Genomic DNA, 18,453 nt, shown 5'->3' with positions numbered 1-18,453 from the left:
CCTCAAACAACCCGCGCGCGCGCGAACGACGCGCGCGGGCCCGACTCAATAATCGGCGGGATTAGCGCTGAACCGCACCGGCACGTTGATGTTCACGCACGCGCCCACCGGCAAACCGATTCCGCTCACCGTGACGTTGCTGTCGCCGATCGCGCCGCCACCGGCGGGGCAAACGCCGGCGCCCGCGCTGGCCGCGCACGACCACGGCGCGCGCAAGGTCGCGCCGCGCGGCAAGGCATCGCTGACGCTGGCGCCGACCGCCGCGTCCGGGCCGTTGGGATTGCATGCGCGCACCACGTAATCGGCTTGCGAGCCCGGCGTGTAACTGGCGTTGTTGTCGTCCTTGCGCAACGACAACGACACGCACACCGCATCGACCGTGGCACTGGCGCTGTTGTCGGCGCTGCCGCCCGGCGCGGGCGTGACGAATCCGCTTTGCGCCGAAGCGCCTTCGGCGAACGGCGCGATCGCGGCGATGGTGGAGGTGTTGACGATCGCCGCGCATTGGCCGGCGCCCAAGGTCGCGTTGATCCGATACGTCAGACCGCTGCCGGCGGCGCCATTGCCGGCCGGCAAGGTGGTGCTGCCGCTGATGGCGCCGACGCCGCTGGCCTGCGGACAGGTCGCGGTGCCGCTGGCCGTGCACGTCCACGAAGCGAACGTCAGCCCGGCGGGCACCGTGTCGGACAGGCTCACCACCGCGTCGTGCGCGGTGGTGTCGGCGACGGTCGGGCGCGCGGTGTTGTTGAGATAGGTCACGGTGAACACCGCGTTGCCGCCCGGCGTGGGCGCGGCGTTGTCGACGCGCTTGGTGGTGCGCAGATCCACGTCGTTGTCGAGGATGGTCAAAGTCGCCGAGGTCTGCCCGGTCGAGCCGGCCGTGCAGGCGGTGGTCGAGGTCAGGGTGTAGTCGTTGGCGCTGGGCTGGGCGGTGAAGGTCACCGTCTCGTTGTCTTCGATGATGTTGTCGTCGACGATCGCGATCGGCAGGGTGAAGGTGGCGTTGTCGTAAGTGTTGGCCGGAATGCTGACGTTGACGATGTTGCCGCTGCCGTTGGTCACGGTGAAATCGCTGCCCAGCGTGGCGGTGCCGCCGGTGATCCGCACCGGCACCACGATGCCGCCGGCCGGGACTGTGCCGATGATGCGCAGCCGCGGCAGCACCGCGGTCTGGCCTTCGCGGGTGGTGTAGCTGGTCGCGTCGAACTCGACGTACGGACGCAGGGTGATCTGGATTTCGTCGAGGAAATTGCCCAGCGAAATGCCGCCGCTGCTGCTGACCGCGGCGAAACCGACCTGCTGCACGTCCGAGGTTCCGGCGTAAGTGAAGGTGCCGCTGTAATCGCGCCAGCCGTTGCTGGTGCCGCCGATGGTCAGACTGCCTTGGCTGGCCGAGGACGCCGTGCCGCTGGTATCGACCCGGTCGGTGCCGTTGTTGGTGGTGCCGATGCGCGCGATCTCGCTGGTCACCGGCGTGGTGGTACTGCCGCTGGCGTTGATGCCGAAGCTCATCACGTCCGGGACGGTCGCCGAGTTGCGGCCGCGGTGGCTGAGCCGCCAGCTGATGACCTCGCCGTTGGTCAGACAGATGTTCTGGAAAATGCGCGAGGCCTGACTGGCGTTGAGTTCGGCATGCTGCTTGCCGGCGCGCGCGGGCGTGGAATTGAAGCTGTTGGCCCACAACTCCACGATCGGGCCAGTGGCCGGATTGCCGACCAGGCCGCAGCCGCCGGCGACGCCGCTGGGATGAGTGGTGTTCCAGCCGGTGACCTGGGCCGGGCCGGCGAAGAAGCCGACGCAGGCGCCGGTGCCCAGATCGGGCTGCTCGAAGCCGAGATTGACGAAGGTGCGCTGGACCTGGGCCTGGGCCGGCGACACCGCGGCGGCGATCAGAACCGCCAGCGCGGACAGGCCGACGCGGCGCCACGGGCGCCGGATGGTGGATGCAAACATGAGCGAACGGACTCCCCCTGACGAGCGACCGAAGCCGAATCGGCCGCTCGGTCGCCGTCCTCGCGGACGGGAGATACACGTCCCGTCCTGGGAGTCGCCCTCTCGACCCTGCAGCCGTCCGGCCAGGCCGGTAAACGGTGCGACAGCGTCAGAAATGTGCTGTCAATCACATTTTTGCAGGAGGGGTCGTGAAGGTCGCGTCGCCGCCCTATGAAAGGGCCGATTCGGCGGGGATTGCCGGCTCCGTCTTCCCCGTGCCGGCAGTTCGGGTCCGGGCCCCTTGCGCCGCCGCGGCAAGGGGCGTGGCCGCCTTAACTCGCCAATCGCGCCGCGGCATCGTCCACGTGCAGGGCGAACCCTTGCGCCCCCTGCCGCTCCAGCCCCGGCCGCAGGGTCAGCGCCGGCAACTCGTAGTCGCCTGCATTCTGCCTGCGGTAGCCGATCGGCGCGTCGGTCCACAGACCGTCCAGGCGCTCGACCAGGCGCTCGCGCAGCGCGGCGAACTGCGCCGCATCCAGGCGGCCGGTGCGATAGGCCACGAACGAAGGCAGCACCTCGAAGCCGGGGTAATGCAGCACGCCGTGATTGATCGGAAACAGCATGTCGTCGATGGGGCCGTTGATGCCGCGCGGGCTGTAGTGCTCCTGCCAGCCGCCGGCGGTCACCGACACCAGCGCGCGCTTGCCGGCGAGCTTGCCTTCGCCGTAGCGGTCGCCCCAATGGCGGTCGGAGTGCTCGCCCACGCCGTAGGCGAAACCGTTGGCGTAGACGCGGTCGAACCAGCCCTTGAGGATCGCCGGCATCGAGAACCACCACAGCGGAAACTGCAGGATCAGCGCGTCGGCCCAGCGCAGCTTGTCTTGCTCCAGGCGCACGTCCTCGGTCAGCGCGTCGCTGTCGAAGGCGCGGCGCGAATCGCTGGGCACGATCAACTTGGCGGCGCGGTCGCGCTGCGGGAAGTCGTCGGCGTCGACTTCGGCCTTCCACTTCATCGCGTACAGGTCGCTGACCTGGACCTCGTGCCCGCTCGCCAGCAGATGCTCGCGCATCGCGTCCTTGAGCGAGCCGTTCAAGGACTCCGGTTCGGGGTGGGCGTAGACGATCAGCACGCGTTTGGCGGCGGTGGCGGTGGCGGCGGATTGGGAGGCTTCGTTAGTCGGGTTCATCACAGTGGCACCAGGGAGGATGGCGCTAAGATACAGGCGCATAACGCTCCGATGGTCTCTGCAAAAACCCATCACCTGGGAACAATTGGAACCAATCTCCGCACGACCAGACCGAAGCAAAGCCCCTGGCTGCGGGGCTTGGTTTTCATGCAACCGCAGTCATGCCGCCGGACGGCTCAGACATTCGCAGCGTGCAGTCCCAGACTCAGACGTTGCGGCCAGCATCGATCCCGGCCGCCCCAAACGACTCGCCGTCGTTTACCTGCGTTTCTTGTTGCCCAACAGCAGATACGGCCAGTACAAGGCCGGCACCAGGAATACCACCAGCAAGAACACTTCCAGCCCCGCGCGCTCGTGCCGCTCGGCCGATTGGGTGTCGCCGGAGAAGACCTGGAACGCGAACAGCAGCCACAGGATCAGCGGCGGCCAGGCGAGGAATATCCAGGCGAACCAACGCACCGCCGGTTTCAAGGGTTGATCGGTCAGCGCTTCGGCCACGGTGCCGGTAGCGGTTTGCACCGACAGCGGATCGTGGGTGGAGCGCATGGCCGGCGCAGCGGGATCGGGTTGAGCGACGACGGCTTCGCCGCTGCGCACATCGATCTGCTCGCGCGGCGGCTCGCCGAGCAGCTCTTGCACGTTGGTCAAGCGCTGGAGTTTTTCGCGATCGGACCGGTTCATGGCACCGTCACTGTAATACGGGCCCGCCCTGCCCGCCGCAAACAAGAACTCCCGCTTTCGCGGGAGTTCTTGAGGACCCACTGATCGGAAGGCTTACGCCCACAGATCCTGCAGAACCATGGTGTGGTCGCGATCCGGACCGGTGGAGACGATCGCCAGCGGGCAACCGGCCAGTTCTTCCAGCGCGCGCAGGTAAGCGCGCGCGGCCGGCGGCAGCTTGTCCCACTCGGTGATGCCGTGGGTGTTTTCGTCCCAGCCCGGGAATTCCAGGTACACCGGCGTGCATTCGTCCCAGCCGGCCGCGTCCAGCGGCGCGTACTCGGTGCGCTTGCCGCGGTATTCGTAGGCGATGCAGATCTTCAAGGTCTTCATGCCGTCGAGCACGTCGAGCTTGGTGATGCACAGGCCGGTGATGCCGTTGATCGCCACCGCGCGCTTGAGCGCGACGATGTCGATCCAGCCGCAACGGCGCGGACGGCCGGTGGTGGCGCCGTATTCCTGGCCGCGGTCGCGGATGCCCTGGCCGACTTCGTCGTCCAGTTCGGTCGGGAACGGACCGCCGCCGACGCGGGTGGCGTAGGCCTTGGCGATGCCGAGCACGTAGTCGATCGAGTCCGCGCCCACGCCGGTGCCGGCGAGCGCGCCGCCGACGGTGGTGTTGGACGAGGTGACGTAGGGATAGGTGCCGTGGTCGATGTCGAGCAGCGAACCCTGCGCGCCTTCGAACAGCACCCGCTTGCCCTGCTTGCGCAGGTCGTGAAGGATGCCGGCGACGTCGGACTTCATCGGCTCGACGTATTCGCCGAACGCCAGCGCTTCGTCCAGCGTCTGCTGGTAATCGACGCCTTCAACGCCCAGGTACTTGGTCAGCACGAAGTTGTGATAATCCAGCGCCGTGCGCAGTTGCTCGGCGAGCTGCTGCGGGTAATGCAGGTCGGCCACGCGGATGCCGCGGCGCGCGACCTTGTCTTCGTACGCCGGGCCGATGCCGCGGCCGGTGGTGCCGATGGCCTTGCCGCCGGCGGCCTTTTCGCGGGCCTGATCCAGGGCGATGTGGTACGGCATGATCAGCGGCGTGGCCGGGCTGATCTTCAGGCGCGAACGCACTTCCACGCCGGTGGCTTCCAGCTCGGCGATTTCCTTGCGCAGCGCGGCCGGGCTCAGCACCACGCCGTTGCCGATCAGGCACAGCGCATCGTCGCGCAGGATGCCCGAGGGAATCAGGTGCAGGACGGTCTTCTTGCCGCCGATCACCAAGGTGTGGCCGGCGTTGTGGCCGCCCTGGAAACGCACGACCGCGCCGATCTTCTCGGTCAACAGATCGACGATCTTGCCCTTGCCTTCATCGCCCCACTGGGCACCGAGAACGACGACTGACTGACCCATGAGTCCAAACTCCTAAGCGCTTTGCTGATAAACGGCCGTGGCCGCGAGGTCCGCCCCCGCCCAGTCGCAGCCGATGCCGCGCCACAGGGCCATGAACGGAAAAAAGCCGGCGGGGAATGTCCCCGGCCGGCTTTTGCGCATTATCCGGGTTTCGGGTGGCCAAGGCCACCCCATCGCGGCCACTGGACAGATTCCGCTCAGCCGCGTCGGCGCCGGCGCCGGCGCGGGAGTCGTCAAGACCGCGCCCGACCGCCGCCGCCGAGGCCGAAAGCCGCGATTTCCGCCGCGGCCCATCGGCCCAGGCCGTATCCGGTCGCCCCGATCCGGTCGTCCGTCGCAATGCCCGCGGACCGGCCGCGACGGGTTGGCGAGACTGCGCCTGCCCGGGGTCGCCCGCCCTGGGCGGCCGCCGGACGCCGGGTCCGGCCGCGATCCCCTCGCCATCGAGCCCCAGGGGATCCCCGCCAGGAACCACCGCGATGCCGCCCACCGTTTCCGCCGTCGACGCCGCGCCGCTCTCCCCTTCCCTCGCCGGCGCACGCGCGCTGCGCTGGTCGGCCCGGGCCTGGATCGCGGTCGCCGCGGTCGGCCAGTTGTTCTTCGCCGGCTACATCGCCGCCTACTACGGCGGCGCCGCGGCGCACGGCCGTTGGCAGGACTGGAACCGCATCTTCGCCCACGGCCACGTCGCCGGCGACGGTTACGGCAACGCCCTGGTCGCCGCGCATCTGGCGTTCGCGGTGCTGACGATCCTGGCCGGGCTGGCGCAATTGAGCCCGGCGCTGCGCGCGCGCTGGCCGCGCTTGCACCGCTGGAACGGCCGCTTCTATCTAGGCGCCGCGGCGGTAATGAGCCTGGGCGGCTTGAGCATGATCGCGCACCGCGGCAGCGTCGGCGATGCCTCGCAGAAAGTCGGGATCGTCCTCAACGCGCTGTTGATCCTGATCTTCGCCTGGCAAGCGCTACGCCACGCCCGCGCGCGCCGTTTCGATCTGCACCGGCGTTGGGCGCTGCGCCTGTATCTGGCGATGGCCGGAGTGTGGTTCTTCCGCGTGGGTCTGATGCTGTGGGTGGTGATCAACCAAGGCCCGGCCGGTTTCGATCCGGCCAGCTTCACCGGCCCGTTTCTGACCGCGCTCGCGTTCGCCCAATACTTGCTGCCGCTGGCGATGCTGGAGCTGTACCTGCGCGCGCAGGCGCGCGCCAACGCGATCCAGCGCGGCGCGGTCGCGGCCGCGCTGGCGGTCGCCACCCTGGCCACCGCCGGCGGCGTGGCCGCGGCGATCGCGTTGATGTGGCTGCCGCGCCTGCAGTGACCCAGCCGCGGCCGGGCCGGGCCACGCGCTAATTGCTATCGTCGCGCCCATGCCATCGACCGTTTCCGCCCCATCCATTCCGCCGCGCGGCCTGGCACGCGTGTTCGGCCGCCGGCGGGTGTTCGCGGTCGCGCTCGCCAGCATTGCCGTGGCCGGGTTCGCCAAACTCAGCTCGGTCGTCTCTTACTGGGAATTGTTGGCGCGCATGGCCACGGTAGGCCTGGCCTGCCTGCTGGTGTTCGGCTTGTTCGAACGCTGGCCGGCGCGGTTGCCGCGCTGGGTCGGGCGCTGGGCCTTGCAAGTGATCGCGGTCGCCGCGGTGGTGCCGTTCGCGGCGGTGTTCGCCTATCACTGGACCACCTACTACGATCCGAAACCGTGGTGGACCGACAACGACCGCCTCAGCGGCTTCGGCATGCTGTTGGCGATCAGTTTGCTGGTGGCGCCGTGGATGGCGATCTCGGCGCTGCTGCGGCAAATCCGCGGGCAAGCGCAGCAGCAGGCGCTGGCGTTCGAACTGGAACGCAGCCGCTACGAACGCGCCGCGCTGGATGCGCGCCTGCGTTTGTTGCAAGCGCAGGTCGAACCGCATTTCCTGTTCAACACCTTGGCCAACGTGCGCGAACTGGTCCAGTCCGGCTCGCCGCAAGCCTCGGCGGTGCTGGAAAGCCTGATCGCCTACCTGCGCGCCGCGGTGCCGCGCCTGCATCGCGACCAATCCACGCTGGCGCAAGAGCTGGAACTGGTGCGCGCGTATCTGGAAGTGATGCACATGCGCATGCCCGACCGGCTGGAGTTCGGCCTGCACGCCGATCCCGATACGCTGGAGCTGGAATGTCCGCCGACCGCGCTGCTGACCTTGGTCGAGAACGCGGTCCGCCACGGCATCGATCCCAGCGAAGAAGGCGGCCGCATCGACATCTTCGTGCGCGCGCACGCCGGCCGCTGCCACGTCGAAGTGCGCGACGGCGGCGTCGGCCTGGGCGATACCGGCGCAAGCCTCGGCACCGGTCTGGCCAATCTGCGCGAACGCTTGCACTTGGCCTTCGACGGCGACGCGCGCCTGAGCCTGAGCCCGCTGCATCCGCGCGGCACCAGCGCGAGCCTGGAATTTCCGGCGCGGAGCCCGTCATGAACCTGCCGCCGACCGCCTTGATCGCCGACGACGAACCGCTGCTGCGCGAGGGTTTGGCGCGGATGCTGGCCCAGGCCTGGCCGGAATTGCGGATCCTCGCGCAAGCGCGCAACGGCCGCGAGGCGGTCGAACAGTACCGCGCGCTGCGGCCGCAGGTGTGTTTTCTCGACGTGCACATGCCGGGCCTGAGCGGCATTGACGCCGCCCGCCAGATCGGCCGCGAACCGCACCTGGTGTTCGTCACCGCCTACGACCGCTACGCCGTGCAGGCCTTCGAGCACGGCGCGCTGGACTACCTGGTCAAACCGGTGGAAGCCCAGCGCCTGGCCGATACCGTCGGCCGTCTGCGCCAGCGCCTGCACGCGGCGCAACCGGCGGCCGATGCCCAGGCGCTGCTGGAACGCTTGGCCGCGCAGTTGCGCAAACCGACCGCGCCAAGCGCCGAGCCCTTGCGTTGGCTGCGGGTATCGGTCGGGCAAAGCCTGCGTTTGATCGATGTCGATACGATCGACTTCTTGCGCTCGGACGACAAATACACCCGGGTCGCCTGGCGCGACGAAGGCGGCCGTCCGGCCGAGGCCCTGATCCGCACGCCGCTGAAGGAAGTGAGCGCGCAACTGGATCCGCGCTGCTACGTGCAAGTGCATCGCGCGGTGGTGGTGAATCTGCGCGCGATCAGCCACGTGACCCGGGAGGCCAACGAAACCGGCTCGATCCACCTCAAGGGCCGCGACGAAATCCTGCCGGTCAGCCGCAGCTATTGGCACCATTTCCGGCAGATGTAACGCCGCATCCAACGCCGGCGGCGCGCGCCCGGACTTGCGCCGGCCCCGCCATCACCCTGCGATCCGACATCCCGGGCGAGCCCGAACGATTACGCCCTCGCCCGCCCGGCCCGGATACCCCACGGCGGCAAGGCGCCCGGCGCCGCCGAAACGCCTCTTGCGCTCCGGCTTCCGACCCCTCACACTGAACCACATGGTTCAGTATCAGACACCCCACTTCAACGCCTCTTTCGCCGCGCTCGCCGACGCCACCCGCCGCGGCGTCCTCGACCAGCTCGCGCGCGGCGACGCCTCGATCACCGACCTGGCCGACAAGTTCGGAATGACCCTCACCGGCATGAAGAAACACGTCGGCGTGCTGGAACAGGCCGGACTGGTGACCACCGAGAAAGTCGGCCGCGTGCGCACCTGCCGGATCGGCCCGTGCCGCCTGGAAGAGGAGATGGCGTGGATCGCGGGTTACCGGCAGTTGTGGGACGCGCGCTTCCAGGCGCTGGACGATGTGATCGGCGAACTCAAACGACAGGAGAAGGCCCGTGGCCGCAAGCAAGGCAAGTGAATCGCAAGGCACGACCGTGCAGAAGACATCCGACCGCGAGGTCGTCGTCACCCGGAGCTTCGACGCGCCCGCGCGGCTGGTGTTCCAGGCCTGGTCCCAGCCCGAGTTGTTCAAGAAGTGGTGGGTGCCGCGCTCGCTGGGCATGACCCTGCGCTCGTGCGAACTGGACGTGCGCACCGGCGGCGCCTATCGGCTGGTGTTCGGCGAGGATGCCGCCAACACGATGGCGTTCTTCGGCCGGTATCTGGAAGTGGTGCCCAACCAGCGCATCGTCTGGACCAACGAGGAAAGCGGCGAGCCGGGGTCGGTCACCACCGTGACCTTCGAAGAACGCGACGGCAAGACGCTGGTGGTGATGAGCGAGTTGTATCCGAGCAAGCAAGCGCTCGACGAAGCCGGCACCGGCGCGCAGGAAGCGACGAAGGAAACCTTCGAACAGCTCGACGACCTGCTCGCCGAGCTGGCCGCGGGTTGAATCGCTGCGCGGCGAATGCGCGATAAAACACGGGCCCGGCCTTGCGCCGGGCCCGCCGACGCCGGGCGGTCCGACGCGCCCGGCGGCTTGCAAGCGTTACCGCATCAACCTCACTTCTGCGGCGCGGTTCCCTGACGCGCGTCGATGTAGTCGTCGATGCCGTTCTTGTTCTGATCCAGACGCCGCCCGCTGAGCTGGTAGTAGGTGCGCGAGGTCAACGGCCCCCTCACGTACTCGCGCTTGGTCGGGTCCCAATACGTCGCATCGGGCTCGATCGTGTTGGCGGTGAAGTAGACGGTGGTCGCCGGGAACAGATCGATGTTGGTGCCCGGCCGGCAATCGGCGGTGTCGGGGCCGCTCAGCAAGCTGTCGGCCTGCGCCTTCTTGCAGTCGTCGGCGGTGATCACCTCGTACACGTGGCGCGGCTGGTTGAGCTTGGCGATCGGCACGCTGATGCCCTTGCCCGGCGACAGCTCGGCGGCGCGCACCAGGGTGCGGGTGGTCTTCTCCCACGGCTGGAACGGCTCGCCGGTGAAGTCGGCGATGCGGCCGTTGGCGACCATCTGATCCAGCGCCAGCACCCGCGGCAGTTCCTGCATCTGCAGGTTCTGCAGTTGCAGCGGCCGCGCGGCGGCGCCGGCGACGTTGAACACGCCCAGGTTCAAGGTGCCGTTGATCGTGTCCAGGGTGCCGGCGTCGAAGGCGTGCAGGCGCGGGTTCAAGGCCAGCGCGGTGCTGGACGCATCGCGCAGGGTGATGTCCTTGATCACGATCGGATTCAAGGTCGACAGATTGAAGTTCACCCCGGCGAAGGAAGCGCCGATGTGGAACAACACGCCGCCCGGCGCCTGCCCCGGAGGACCGGGCAGCGCGCTGCAACTGCCGGTGGCCCAGTTCGGGTTCGGCGTGCTCCATTTGACGATGTACGGATAGTAGGTGCCGCCCTGGAAGGTTTCCGCCGGGCCGACCGGACCGGTCACGCTCGGGGTGATCCATGGGCTGTTGCAGCCGCCGTAGAACCAGTCGATGGTCGGCGCGGTCGCCAACGGATACAGCACGCGCAACTCCAGGCTGTGCGCCGGCGCGGCGTTGGGATTGACCAGATCCCAGTTCCACATGGTCTGCAGCGACAAGCCGAGATTAGCAGCCAGAGTCGAGAATTCGTGATCGCTGAAATGGCGGCGATAGCCCGCGCGATCCTCGGCGTTGAGGCTGCCGCCGGCCGGCATCATGTGGTGTTTGTAGGTGTCCTCGCCGGGGCCGACGATGGTGTTGTGGGCCAGGCCGTAGTTATGCCCGGCCTCGTGCGCGGCGGTGCCGCCGATCGAATTGGCCCAGCGATCCAGGGTCGAGTTGGCGCCGTTGAGCGCGCCGCCGGGGCCGCCGGTCCAGTCCTGATAGGTCTTGCCCCACACGTAGGAATAATCGACCGCGGTGGTGTCGTTGGTGTTGACCGCTTGAGCGATGCCGAACAGACCGTCGGTGATGTCCGACTTGGTGGTCACCGCGACGATGTTGCGGCGCGGGAAGGTGGCCGGCGGCAAGGTCGTGGAATCGAGCACCTGCACGTTGAACTCGCAGTAATCCAGTTCGACCACGTGCTTGATCGCGCCGCGCAACGCCGCGGTGGTGCCGGTGTAACTGGGCAGATCGGCGGCATTGAACGGCGCCGCGGGGTTGGTCGCCGAGGCCGCGGAAAACCCGAACGAGGGATACGCCAGCGGCGCGGTCGGAAACACCAGATACAGCTTGTTGGCCTTGTTGGACGGGTTGTAGGCCGGGCACGTGGCCGCCAGCGCCGATCCGCTCAGCGACAACAGGGCCAGCGCGAGCGCGGTCCGGCGCAGTGGGAAGCATTCCTTCATGACGCTACTCCATGGTCGTGTAGGTGCTGCATGGGAGTGCGTCGCCGGACCGCGCCGGACCCGTCCGCGCGGACGCGGCGGGTCGCATGGCCTGACGCGGGCGAGAGCGACGGAAACGGCGCGTATCCACGCCGTCAGCGGTTGTATGCCCGCCGCCGCGCCGGCGACAGGAACAAACCGGGTCGACTCGGGGACAGGCCGGGAAGGTTTCGCACGCGTCCGAGCATCGCGGTGATGCCCGTCGCGACGGCGAATTGACCGGCGTCGTAGACCGGTTATCGAAGGTGAGCGAGCGCGGCCGACGGCCGCAACGCTCACTGCACCTCGCTGCGCCGCAGCCCCCTGTAGGAGCTGCGCAAGCTGCGACCGCGCAACCACCAACGCCGACGCGACAATCGAGGTCGCGCGGTCGCAGCTCGCGCAGCTCCTAACAGGTAGTCCACGCCGATTCGTTGCGCCGGACGGCTCGCGCAGAAGCAGCCCCGCAAAGAGGGGCCGAGTCGCATGGGCGATGTCGCGATCGGCGCTCTAACGCCAAGCCACCGCGCGAATCCTCAGCCGCCGCGCAAGGCCCACAGCGCGATCAGCCCGACCGCGACGACGATGCCGCCGACGGTCCGCAACTGCTTGTCGGGCAATGCCTGCAATTGCTCGGCCGCGCGCTTCCAGCCGTTAGGCGCGACGAACAGGAACAGACCTTCGAGCACTGCGACCAAGCACAGTGCCCGGATCAGTTCGCCTGCCACGTCCGATCAGCGATCAGACTTGAGGTACTGCAGGAACGGATCGTCGCGGTCGAGCACGATCACGCTCTGGCCGTCGGCGAAGGCCTTGCGGTACGAATCCAGGCTGCGCTGGAAGGCGAAGAACGAGGGGTCCTTGGACGCGGCGTCGCCGTACAGGCGGGTCGCCTCGGCATCGCCCTCGCCGCGCATGCGCTGCGCGTCGCGCTCGGCCTCGGCCAGGATCACGGTCTTGTCGCGGTCGGCGGCCGAACGGATCGCCTGCGATTGCTCGAAGCCTTCCGCGCGCAACTGGCTGGCCACTTGCAGGCGCTGCGACTTCATCTGGTTGTAGACCGACGCCAGCACGTTGCTGTCCTGCGGCAGGTCGATGCGCTTGATCCGGATGTCCTGGATCTGCACGCCCAAGGTCGCCGCACCGCGGTTGATCGCTTCCAACTGCTTGCCGATCACCGCTTCGCGATCGCCCTTGACCACGTCGAGCAGCTTGAGCGAGTTGATCTCGTTGCGCAGCGAGTCGCGGATGATCGGCGCCAGACGCTCGGCCGCGACGTTTTCGTCGCCACCGGTGGCCTGGAAGAAGCGGCGCATGTCCTGGATCCGGCCCAGGGCGAAGAAGTCGACGCTGACGTCGAGCTTGTCGGCGGTCAGGTAACGCTCCGGTTCGGCCGGCAGGATCTTCAGGCGGCGGTCGAAGATCCGCGCGTTCTCCACCAGCGGCCACTTGAAGTGCAGGCCGGGGCCGATGTCGGTGCGGACCACGGTGCCGAGGCGGAAGATGATCGCGCTGTGTCCGGCGCGGACCACGAACACCGAACCGAGCAAGGCCAGCAACAGGGCCACGCCCGCGGCAATCAGGGCAGGAACTCTCATCGCATCACCTCATCGCGGGACTTCGGACGCGTCGGTCGGCCGACGTAGGGAACGGTGGACGCCGAGTCGGTCGCGGTGACCGGGCTCAGCAACTCGGGCTGGTTCAGCGGCACGCTGACCGGACCCGGGGTGACCGGCACGCCGCTGCGGTCGGACATCGGCACGTACAACACCTGACGCGAATCGCCGCCGACGATCTTGCGGTTCTGGCTCAGCACTTCCTGCACGGTGTCCAGCCACAAACGCTTGCGGGTCACGTCCGGCGCGTTCTTGTACTGATCGACCATCAGGGTGAAGCGGGTCGCGTCGCCTTGCGCTCGCGCCACGACCGAGGTCTTGTAACCCTCGGCGGTGGTGCGCACGCGCTGCGCTTCGCCGCGCGCTTCCGGCACGATCTTCTTGGCGTAGGCCTGGGCTTCGTTGATCGCGGTGGTCTTGTCGGCGTTGGCGCGCTGGGCCTCGTCGAAGGCGTCCTTGACCTCATCGGGCGGACGCGCGTTGGGCAGGTTGAGCTCGGTGACGATCAAGCCGGTCTCGTAGTCCTTCAGCGAACCCTGCAGGCGCTGGCGCACCTGGGTGGTCAGCACGCTGCGCGCGCCGAGCACGGTGTCCAGGTCGGAGCGGCCGATTTGCTCGCGCACCGCGCTCTGCGCGGCCTGCTTGAGCACTTCCTCGGGCTCGCGCGCACCGAACAGGTACTGGTACGGCGATTCGATCCGGTACTGGACGTTGATTTCGACGTTGACCATGTTGCCGTCGCGGGTCAGCACCGGCACGGTCTCGCTGTAGGCCTTGCTCTGGGTCGCGTTGACCTTGTTGACCGTCTCGATCGGCCACGGCGCCTTGAAGTGCGGGCCGGGGTTGAGCACCCGCGAGAACACGCCGAAGCGCAGCACCACGCCGCGTTCCTGCTCGGTGACCAGCACGAAGCAGTTGAACACCAACCACAGGCCGATCAGCAACGCGACCCAGCGCAGGATGCCGCCGCCTCCGTTGCCGAACAGGCCGCGCAGCGGCTCGATCAGGGCATCCAGGCCGCGGCCTTGGGGTTTGCGTTGCCGCGACGGTCGGTTGTCGCCGGAATTGTCACTACCGGGGGTGTTCCAGGCCATGCCTGCTCCTAAAGAAGTGGATGCCAGACGGGACATCCTGTCCCGACTGCTGCACCGGGCCGCGGCGATCGCCGGCACCGGCCTGCGGCGCAGGAGCGCCGCGGCGCGCGCGCGGTCGACCCGCGCGCGAACCTGTCGATTCTAGGTGGGGGCCTGGGCCGCCTCAAGCAAGGGGCGCAACGCCTCGCCGTGGGCCTGGGCGAACAGGCGCTGGGCGTCGGCCACCGCCAGGTCCACCTGGACCGTCCAGCCCTGCTCATCGGCCTGCTCGGCGCGCACCGCGCCCAGCTCGTGCAGGCGCGCGCGCAGCCGCGCATCGCGCGAGGCGATGTGCACGCTGCCCTGGACGTGCTGCAACTGCAGCGCCTCGCCCAGCGCCGTGCGCAACAGGTCCAGGCCCAGGCCGTCGCGGGCGGAGACGAACACCCGGTGTTTTTCCTCGCCCGGCCGGTCGATCCGCGGCGGCGTCGCCTCCAGCCGGTCGATCTTGTTGAACACCAGCACCTGCGGCAGATCGCCGGCGCCGATCTCGGCCAGGACCGCGTCGACCTGAGCGATGCGCTCATCGCGCAGCGGGTCGGCGGCATCGATGACGTGCAGCAGCAAATCGGCCTCGCGCGCCTCCGACAGGGTCGAGCGGAACGCGGCGACCAGATCGTGCGGCAGATCGCGGACGAAGCCGACCGTATCGGCCAGCACCGCGCCGCCGCCGGGCAGATCGATCCGGCGCACGGTCGGGTCCAGGGTCGCGAACAGCTGATCGGCGGCGTAGGCCTCCGCGCCGGTCATCGCATTGAACAGGGTCGATTTGCCGGCGTTGGTATAGCCGACCAAGGCCACCCGCGGCAATTCGCTGCGCATGCGCGCGCGGCGCATCTGGGTGCGCTGCACTTCGACCTTGTCCAGGCGCTTTTGCAATTGCTCCAGCCGCTTTTGCAGCAGCCGGCGGTCGGTTTCCAGCTGGGTTTCGCCGGGACCGCGCAGGCCGATGGAGCCGCCGCGCTGGCGTTCCAAGTGGGTCCAGCCGCGCACCAGCCGGGTCGACATGTGCTTGAGCTGGGCCAGCTCGACCTGCAGCTTGCCCTCGGCGCTTTGCGCGCGCTGGGAGAAGATGTCCAGGATCAGGCCGGTGCGGTCGACCACGCGGCGCTCGAGGAAGCGCTCGAGATTGCGCTCCTGGCCGGGGCTCAAGGCGTGGTTGACCAGGATCAGGTCGGCGCCGCTGGCTTGCGCCGCGGCCTTGACCTCATCGAGCTTGCCGCTGCCGATCAGGGTGGCGGCGTTGGGCCGGTCGATGCGCGCGGTCAGGACCGCGGCCACCGAGGCACCGGCCGACCGCGCCAGATCGGCGAATTCTTCCAGCAGATCCTCATCCGGCGCGCCGCCGGCATGAGGCTGGATCAACAGGGCGTGCTCGCCCTTCTTGGAACGCTCGAACATCGGCGGAGGCTGGACCGGGAGAAGTTGAGGAACTGACGGAACGAACTCATATGGAGGCGCCGCGCCGGTTTCTCAATTCTCCACCGCCCGCTTGCCGCGATTACTCGGCTTCTTCGCCGTTATCGCTGCCGTCGCCCGACTGCACATAGCCGCCGCCCGGGCCGACGCGGACGTTGCGCGCGGGGACCACGGTGGAAATGGCGTGCTTGTAGACCATTTGGCTTACGGTGTTGCGCAACAGCACCACGAATTGGTCGAAAGATTCGATCGTGCCCTGCAGCTTGATGCCGTTGACCAGGTAGACCGAGACCGGTACACGTTCGCGACGCAGCGCATTCAGGAAAGGATCCTGCAGGGATTGCCCCTTAGACATCTTCTAGTTCCCCAGCATGTTCTAGTTATTAGGACGGCGCGCCCCGACCGGCGGGAACTCCCCGACACATGGCCGATGCATGGCCCGGGGCCCGAGGGCGGGTGCTTCCGTATCGCCGGCTGTTGTCCCCACAGGGGCGACCTGCCCGATGGTAACGCAAGTGCAAGCAAACATTGCGACCCGGTTCCGGGTTTGCGCGCACGATTCTATGCGGGCGGCACCGACTCGCGCAGCCGGGCGCCGGCGAACAGCCTCAATGCGCAAGACAGCTCGGCGCGATCGCGCAAAGGATCGAACCAACGCGCGTCAAGTTCGCCGCGCAGCCAGGTCAGCTGGCGCTTGGCCAACTGGCGGGTGGCGTAGATGCCGCGGTCGCGGAATTCGGCGGCGGGATAGGCCCCGTCCAGGTGCTCCCAGGCCTGGCGGTAGCCGACCGCGCGGATCGCCGGCAGTTCCAGCGGCCGCGGATGCGCGCTCAGCTCGGGCTGCCGGCGCAGGCCGCGGACCTCATCGAGGAAGCCGGCCTCCAGCATCTGATCGAAACGCCGTTCGATCCGCTCGTGCAGCACCGCGCGTTCGGCCGGCGCCAGCACCAGCTTGAGCACCCGGAACGGCGGCCGCGGCGCCGACGCGGGCGCCGCGCGCCAATCGCTGATGCTGCGGCCGGACAGGCGATAGACCTCCAGCGCGCGCTGGATGCGCTGGGCGTCGGTGACATGAATGCGCGCGGCGGCCTCCGGGTCGATCTGGCCCAGTTGCGCGTGCATCGCCTCCCAGCCCTGCTCCGCCGCCTCGGCGGCGATGCCGGCGCGGGTGGCCGGATCGGCCTCGGGCATGTCCGACAGGCCGCGCAGCAACGCATGGAAGTACAGGCCGGTGCCGCCGGCCAGGATCGGCACCCGCCCGCGCGCGGCGATCTGCGCCATCGCCCGGCGCGCGTCGACGGCGAATTCGGCCGCCGAGTAGGTCTGCCACGGGTCGCGCAAGTCGATCAGGTGGTGCGGCACCCTCGCCCGCTCCTGCGCGGTCGGCTTGGCCGCGCCGATGTCCAGGCCGCGATAGACCAGGGCCGAATCGACGCTGACGATCTCGCCGTCCAGCCGCTGCGCCCAGTCCAGCGCGAGCGCGGTCTTGCCCGAGGCGGTCGGCCCCATCAGGGCGATGGCGATCGGGCGAGGGTCGGAAGCGGTGCTCATGCGGTCGGCGAGGCGTAACGAGCGGGCAGCCTCGCACAGGCGCGGGCGCGGCGGAAGCCGACGCCCTGCGGCCGGCCGGCATCGGCACGGCCGGTTTCCCACAGAACATGTGGAGAACCGCTGGGGCAAACCTGTTGATAAGCGCCTGCGGCGCAAGCCCCGCAACGGATTGCGGCGGTTTGTCTATTTTTTGACCACCCGGTTACGGTTGTCCACACAGCCTGTGGACAAGCCTGCGGACAGATTCCAGAACGTCCTCGCCAAGCGTTGCGGCATAAGCATTGCAAGAGGGTTGGCGATAAATTGACCAGCGAATTTTCTTGACTTGGATGGCGCGTTCGGCATGTCGGCCGATCAGCGGCTCGCGGCGTGTGCGAACGCGGCGATATGGATTTCCACAGCGCCTGTGGACAAGCCTGCGGACACACACCTTGCAATCGGGTTTCACGCCTTATGCCGCAAGGGTCGGGCGAGTTTGGACAAAATTTCGCCACCCGTTCGAAGGCAGAAAACATCCGTTCGCGCAAGCCTGAAGTCCGACTGTAGGAGCTGCGCAAGCTGCGACCGCGAATTCCCATCTACGTCGACAACCGGCTTCAGCGAATTACTTCGTGCCGATTTGCGCTCGCAAGTCAATGCCAGCGAGTCGGATGAGGCGGCATTCAACGTAGCTGCGGATTCGCGGTCGCAGCTTGCGCAGCTCCTACAGTCGGGTTGCGGGCTTGCGCGGTGGATTGATCTGCGTTACGGCGGGCGGATCGATATCGGCGATCGCCGATTTTCGCGGTCGCGGCTGTCCACAACGCCTGTGGACAAGCCTGCGGACACACGCCTTGCAATCGGGTTTCACGCCTTATGCCGCAAGGGCTGGGCGAGTTTGGACAAAATTTCGCCACCCGTTCGAAGGCAGAAAACATCCGTTAGCGCAAGCCCGAAGTCCGAATGTAGGAGCTGCGCAAGCTGCGACCGCGAATTCCCATCTACGTCGACAACTGGATTCAGCGAATTACGTCGTGCCGATTTGCGCTGGCAAGTCAATGCCAGCGAATCGGACGAGGCGGAATTCAACGTAGCTGCGGATTCGCGGCCGCAGCTTGCGCAGCTCCTACAGTCGGGCAGTGGGCTTGCGTGGTGGATTGATCTGCGTTACGGCGGGCGGATCGATATCGGCGACCGCCGACTTTCGCGGTTGCCGCTGTCCACAACGCCTGTGGACAAGCCTGCGGACACACGCCTTGCAATCGGGTTTCACGCCTTACGCCGCAAGGGCTGGGCGAGTTTGGACAAAATTTCGCCACCCGTTCGAAGGCAGAAAACATCCGTTAGCGCAAGCCTGAAGTCCGACTGTAGGAGCTGCGCAAGCTGCGACCGCGAATCCCCATCTACGTCGACAAC

16 protein-coding genes are annotated in these 18,453 nt (G+C 67.9%); 5 read left to right on the top strand and 11 right to left on the bottom strand.

From position 1 onward, the window contains the following. Nucleotides 1-45: 45 nt before the first annotated feature. The 4 genes from V7787_RS27435 to V7787_RS27420 form a co-directional block, all read right to left on the bottom strand. Nucleotides 46-1,953, bottom strand: coding sequence for a hypothetical protein (locus V7787_RS27435; RefSeq protein WP_336090474.1), 1,908 nt, complete (start codon nt 1,951-1,953; stop codon nt 46-48). Between the two features lie 311 nt (nt 1,954-2,264). Continuing rightward, nucleotides 2,265-3,119: an NAD(P)H-dependent oxidoreductase gene (locus V7787_RS27430; protein ID WP_336090472.1), complete on the bottom strand. Its 855-nt coding sequence runs from the start codon at nt 3,117-3,119 to the stop codon at nt 2,265-2,267. 258 nt (nt 3,120-3,377) lie between these two features. Then, a complete protein-coding gene (locus V7787_RS27425) occupies nt 3,378-3,800 on the bottom strand; it encodes a hypothetical protein (RefSeq protein WP_336090470.1) in 423 nt (140 codons plus the stop codon). A gap of 93 nt (nt 3,801-3,893) precedes the next feature. Continuing rightward, nucleotides 3,894-5,186, bottom strand: a complete 1,293-nt coding sequence (locus V7787_RS27420; RefSeq protein ID WP_336090469.1) for an adenylosuccinate synthase — start codon at nt 5,184-5,186, stop codon at nt 3,894-3,896. Between the two features lie 479 nt (nt 5,187-5,665). Here V7787_RS27420 and V7787_RS27415 point away from each other — a divergent pair, with 479 nt between their 5' ends. From V7787_RS27415 to V7787_RS27395, 5 genes are all read left to right on the top strand, one after another. Further along, nucleotides 5,666-6,502, top strand: coding sequence for a DUF2306 domain-containing protein (locus V7787_RS27415; RefSeq protein ID WP_336090468.1), 837 nt, complete (start codon nt 5,666-5,668; stop codon nt 6,500-6,502). Nucleotides 6,503-6,551: 49 nt separating this feature from the next. Continuing rightward, nucleotides 6,552-7,637, top strand: a complete 1,086-nt coding sequence (locus V7787_RS27410; RefSeq protein ID WP_336090467.1) for a sensor histidine kinase — start codon at nt 6,552-6,554, stop codon at nt 7,635-7,637. Beyond that, a complete protein-coding gene (locus V7787_RS27405) occupies nt 7,634-8,422 on the top strand; it encodes a LytR/AlgR family response regulator transcription factor (protein WP_336090466.1) in 789 nt (262 codons plus the stop codon). Before V7787_RS27410 ends, V7787_RS27405 begins: the two co-directional genes overlap by 4 nt. Before the next feature lie 193 nt (nt 8,423-8,615). Then, on the top strand, nt 8,616-8,981 hold the full coding sequence (locus V7787_RS27400) for an ArsR/SmtB family transcription factor (RefSeq protein ID WP_336090464.1): 366 nt from the start codon (nt 8,616-8,618) through the stop codon (nt 8,979-8,981). A 16-nt stretch (nt 8,982-8,997) separates the two neighbouring features. Continuing rightward, nucleotides 8,998-9,456 carry an SRPBCC family protein gene (locus V7787_RS27395; RefSeq protein WP_336090462.1) on the top strand — a complete coding sequence of 153 codons (459 nt, stop codon included), beginning with the start codon at nt 8,998-9,000 and terminating at the stop codon, nt 9,454-9,456. A gap of 110 nt (nt 9,457-9,566) precedes the next feature. On the opposite strand, the gene V7787_RS27390 is transcribed toward V7787_RS27395, so the two are convergent. The 7 genes from V7787_RS27390 to miaA form a co-directional block, all read right to left on the bottom strand. Continuing rightward, a complete protein-coding gene (locus V7787_RS27390; protein ID WP_336090461.1) occupies nt 9,567-11,321 on the bottom strand; it encodes a hypothetical protein in 1,755 nt (584 codons plus the stop codon). A gap of 554 nt (nt 11,322-11,875) precedes the next feature. Beyond that, nucleotides 11,876-12,067, bottom strand: a complete 192-nt coding sequence (locus tag V7787_RS27385) for a DUF2065 domain-containing protein (RefSeq protein WP_336090460.1) — start codon at nt 12,065-12,067, stop codon at nt 11,876-11,878. Nucleotides 12,068-12,073: 6 nt separating this feature from the next. Beyond that, nucleotides 12,074-12,937 (bottom strand): protease modulator HflC, encoded by an 864-nt coding sequence (gene hflC, locus V7787_RS27380; RefSeq protein ID WP_336090459.1) that lies wholly within the window; start codon nt 12,935-12,937, stop codon nt 12,074-12,076. After that, entirely contained in the window at nt 12,934-14,049 is a 1,116-nt protein-coding gene (hflK, locus tag V7787_RS27375) for an FtsH protease activity modulator HflK (protein WP_336090458.1), read from the bottom strand. Before hflK ends, hflC begins: the two co-directional genes overlap by 4 nt. Nucleotides 14,050-14,190: 141 nt before the next feature. Beyond that, on the bottom strand, nt 14,191-15,489 hold the full coding sequence (hflX, locus tag V7787_RS27370) for a ribosome rescue GTPase HflX (protein WP_336090456.1): 1,299 nt from the start codon (nt 15,487-15,489) through the stop codon (nt 14,191-14,193). A 100-nt stretch (nt 15,490-15,589) separates the two neighbouring features. Continuing rightward, nucleotides 15,590-15,862 (bottom strand): RNA chaperone Hfq, encoded by a 273-nt coding sequence (gene hfq, locus V7787_RS27365; protein WP_336090454.1) that lies wholly within the window; start codon nt 15,860-15,862, stop codon nt 15,590-15,592. A gap of 206 nt (nt 15,863-16,068) precedes the next feature. Continuing rightward, nucleotides 16,069-17,058 carry a tRNA (adenosine(37)-N6)-dimethylallyltransferase MiaA gene (gene miaA / locus V7787_RS27360; protein WP_336090452.1) on the bottom strand — a complete coding sequence of 330 codons (990 nt, stop codon included), beginning with the start codon at nt 17,056-17,058 and terminating at the stop codon, nt 16,069-16,071. Nucleotides 17,059-18,453 lie beyond the last annotated feature (1,395 nt).

It is taken from the genome of Pseudomonas sp. CGJS7, from assembly GCF_036961695.1.
The sequence above is the reverse complement of the archived record's forward strand: the minus strand, read 5'-3'. Positions and strand labels throughout refer to the sequence as shown.

What these genes read in the sequence shown, in the direction of transcription:
- V7787_RS27435 (WP_336090474.1), bottom strand. Translation starts at nt 1,953, where the DNA reads ATGTTTGCATCCACCATCCGGCGCCCGTGGCGCCGCGTCGGCCTGTCC.
- V7787_RS27430 (WP_336090472.1), bottom strand. Translation starts at nt 3,119, where the DNA reads ATGAACCCGACTAACGAAGCCTCCCAATCCGCCGCCACCGCCACCGCC.
- V7787_RS27425 (WP_336090470.1), bottom strand. Translation starts at nt 3,800, where the DNA reads ATGAACCGGTCCGATCGCGAAAAACTCCAGCGCTTGACCAACGTGCAA.
- V7787_RS27420 (WP_336090469.1), bottom strand. Translation starts at nt 5,186, where the DNA reads ATGGGTCAGTCAGTCGTCGTTCTCGGTGCCCAGTGGGGCGATGAAGGC.
- V7787_RS27415 (WP_336090468.1), top strand. Translation starts at nt 5,666, where the DNA reads ATGCCGCCCACCGTTTCCGCCGTCGACGCCGCGCCGCTCTCCCCTTCC.
- V7787_RS27410 (WP_336090467.1), top strand. Translation starts at nt 6,552, where the DNA reads ATGCCATCGACCGTTTCCGCCCCATCCATTCCGCCGCGCGGCCTGGCA.
- V7787_RS27405 (WP_336090466.1), top strand. Translation starts at nt 7,634, where the DNA reads ATGAACCTGCCGCCGACCGCCTTGATCGCCGACGACGAACCGCTGCTG.
- V7787_RS27400 (WP_336090464.1), top strand. Translation starts at nt 8,616, where the DNA reads ATGGTTCAGTATCAGACACCCCACTTCAACGCCTCTTTCGCCGCGCTC.
- V7787_RS27390 (WP_336090461.1), bottom strand. Translation starts at nt 11,321, where the DNA reads ATGAAGGAATGCTTCCCACTGCGCCGGACCGCGCTCGCGCTGGCCCTG.
- hflC (WP_336090459.1), bottom strand. Translation starts at nt 12,937, where the DNA reads ATGAGAGTTCCTGCCCTGATTGCCGCGGGCGTGGCCCTGTTGCTGGCC.
- hflK (WP_336090458.1), bottom strand. Translation starts at nt 14,049, where the DNA reads ATGGCCTGGAACACCCCCGGTAGTGACAATTCCGGCGACAACCGACCG.
- hflX (WP_336090456.1), bottom strand. Translation starts at nt 15,489, where the DNA reads ATGTTCGAGCGTTCCAAGAAGGGCGAGCACGCCCTGTTGATCCAGCCT.
- hfq (WP_336090454.1), bottom strand. Translation starts at nt 15,862, where the DNA reads ATGTCTAAGGGGCAATCCCTGCAGGATCCTTTCCTGAATGCGCTGCGT.
- miaA (WP_336090452.1), bottom strand. Translation starts at nt 17,058, where the DNA reads ATGAGCACCGCTTCCGACCCTCGCCCGATCGCCATCGCCCTGATGGGG.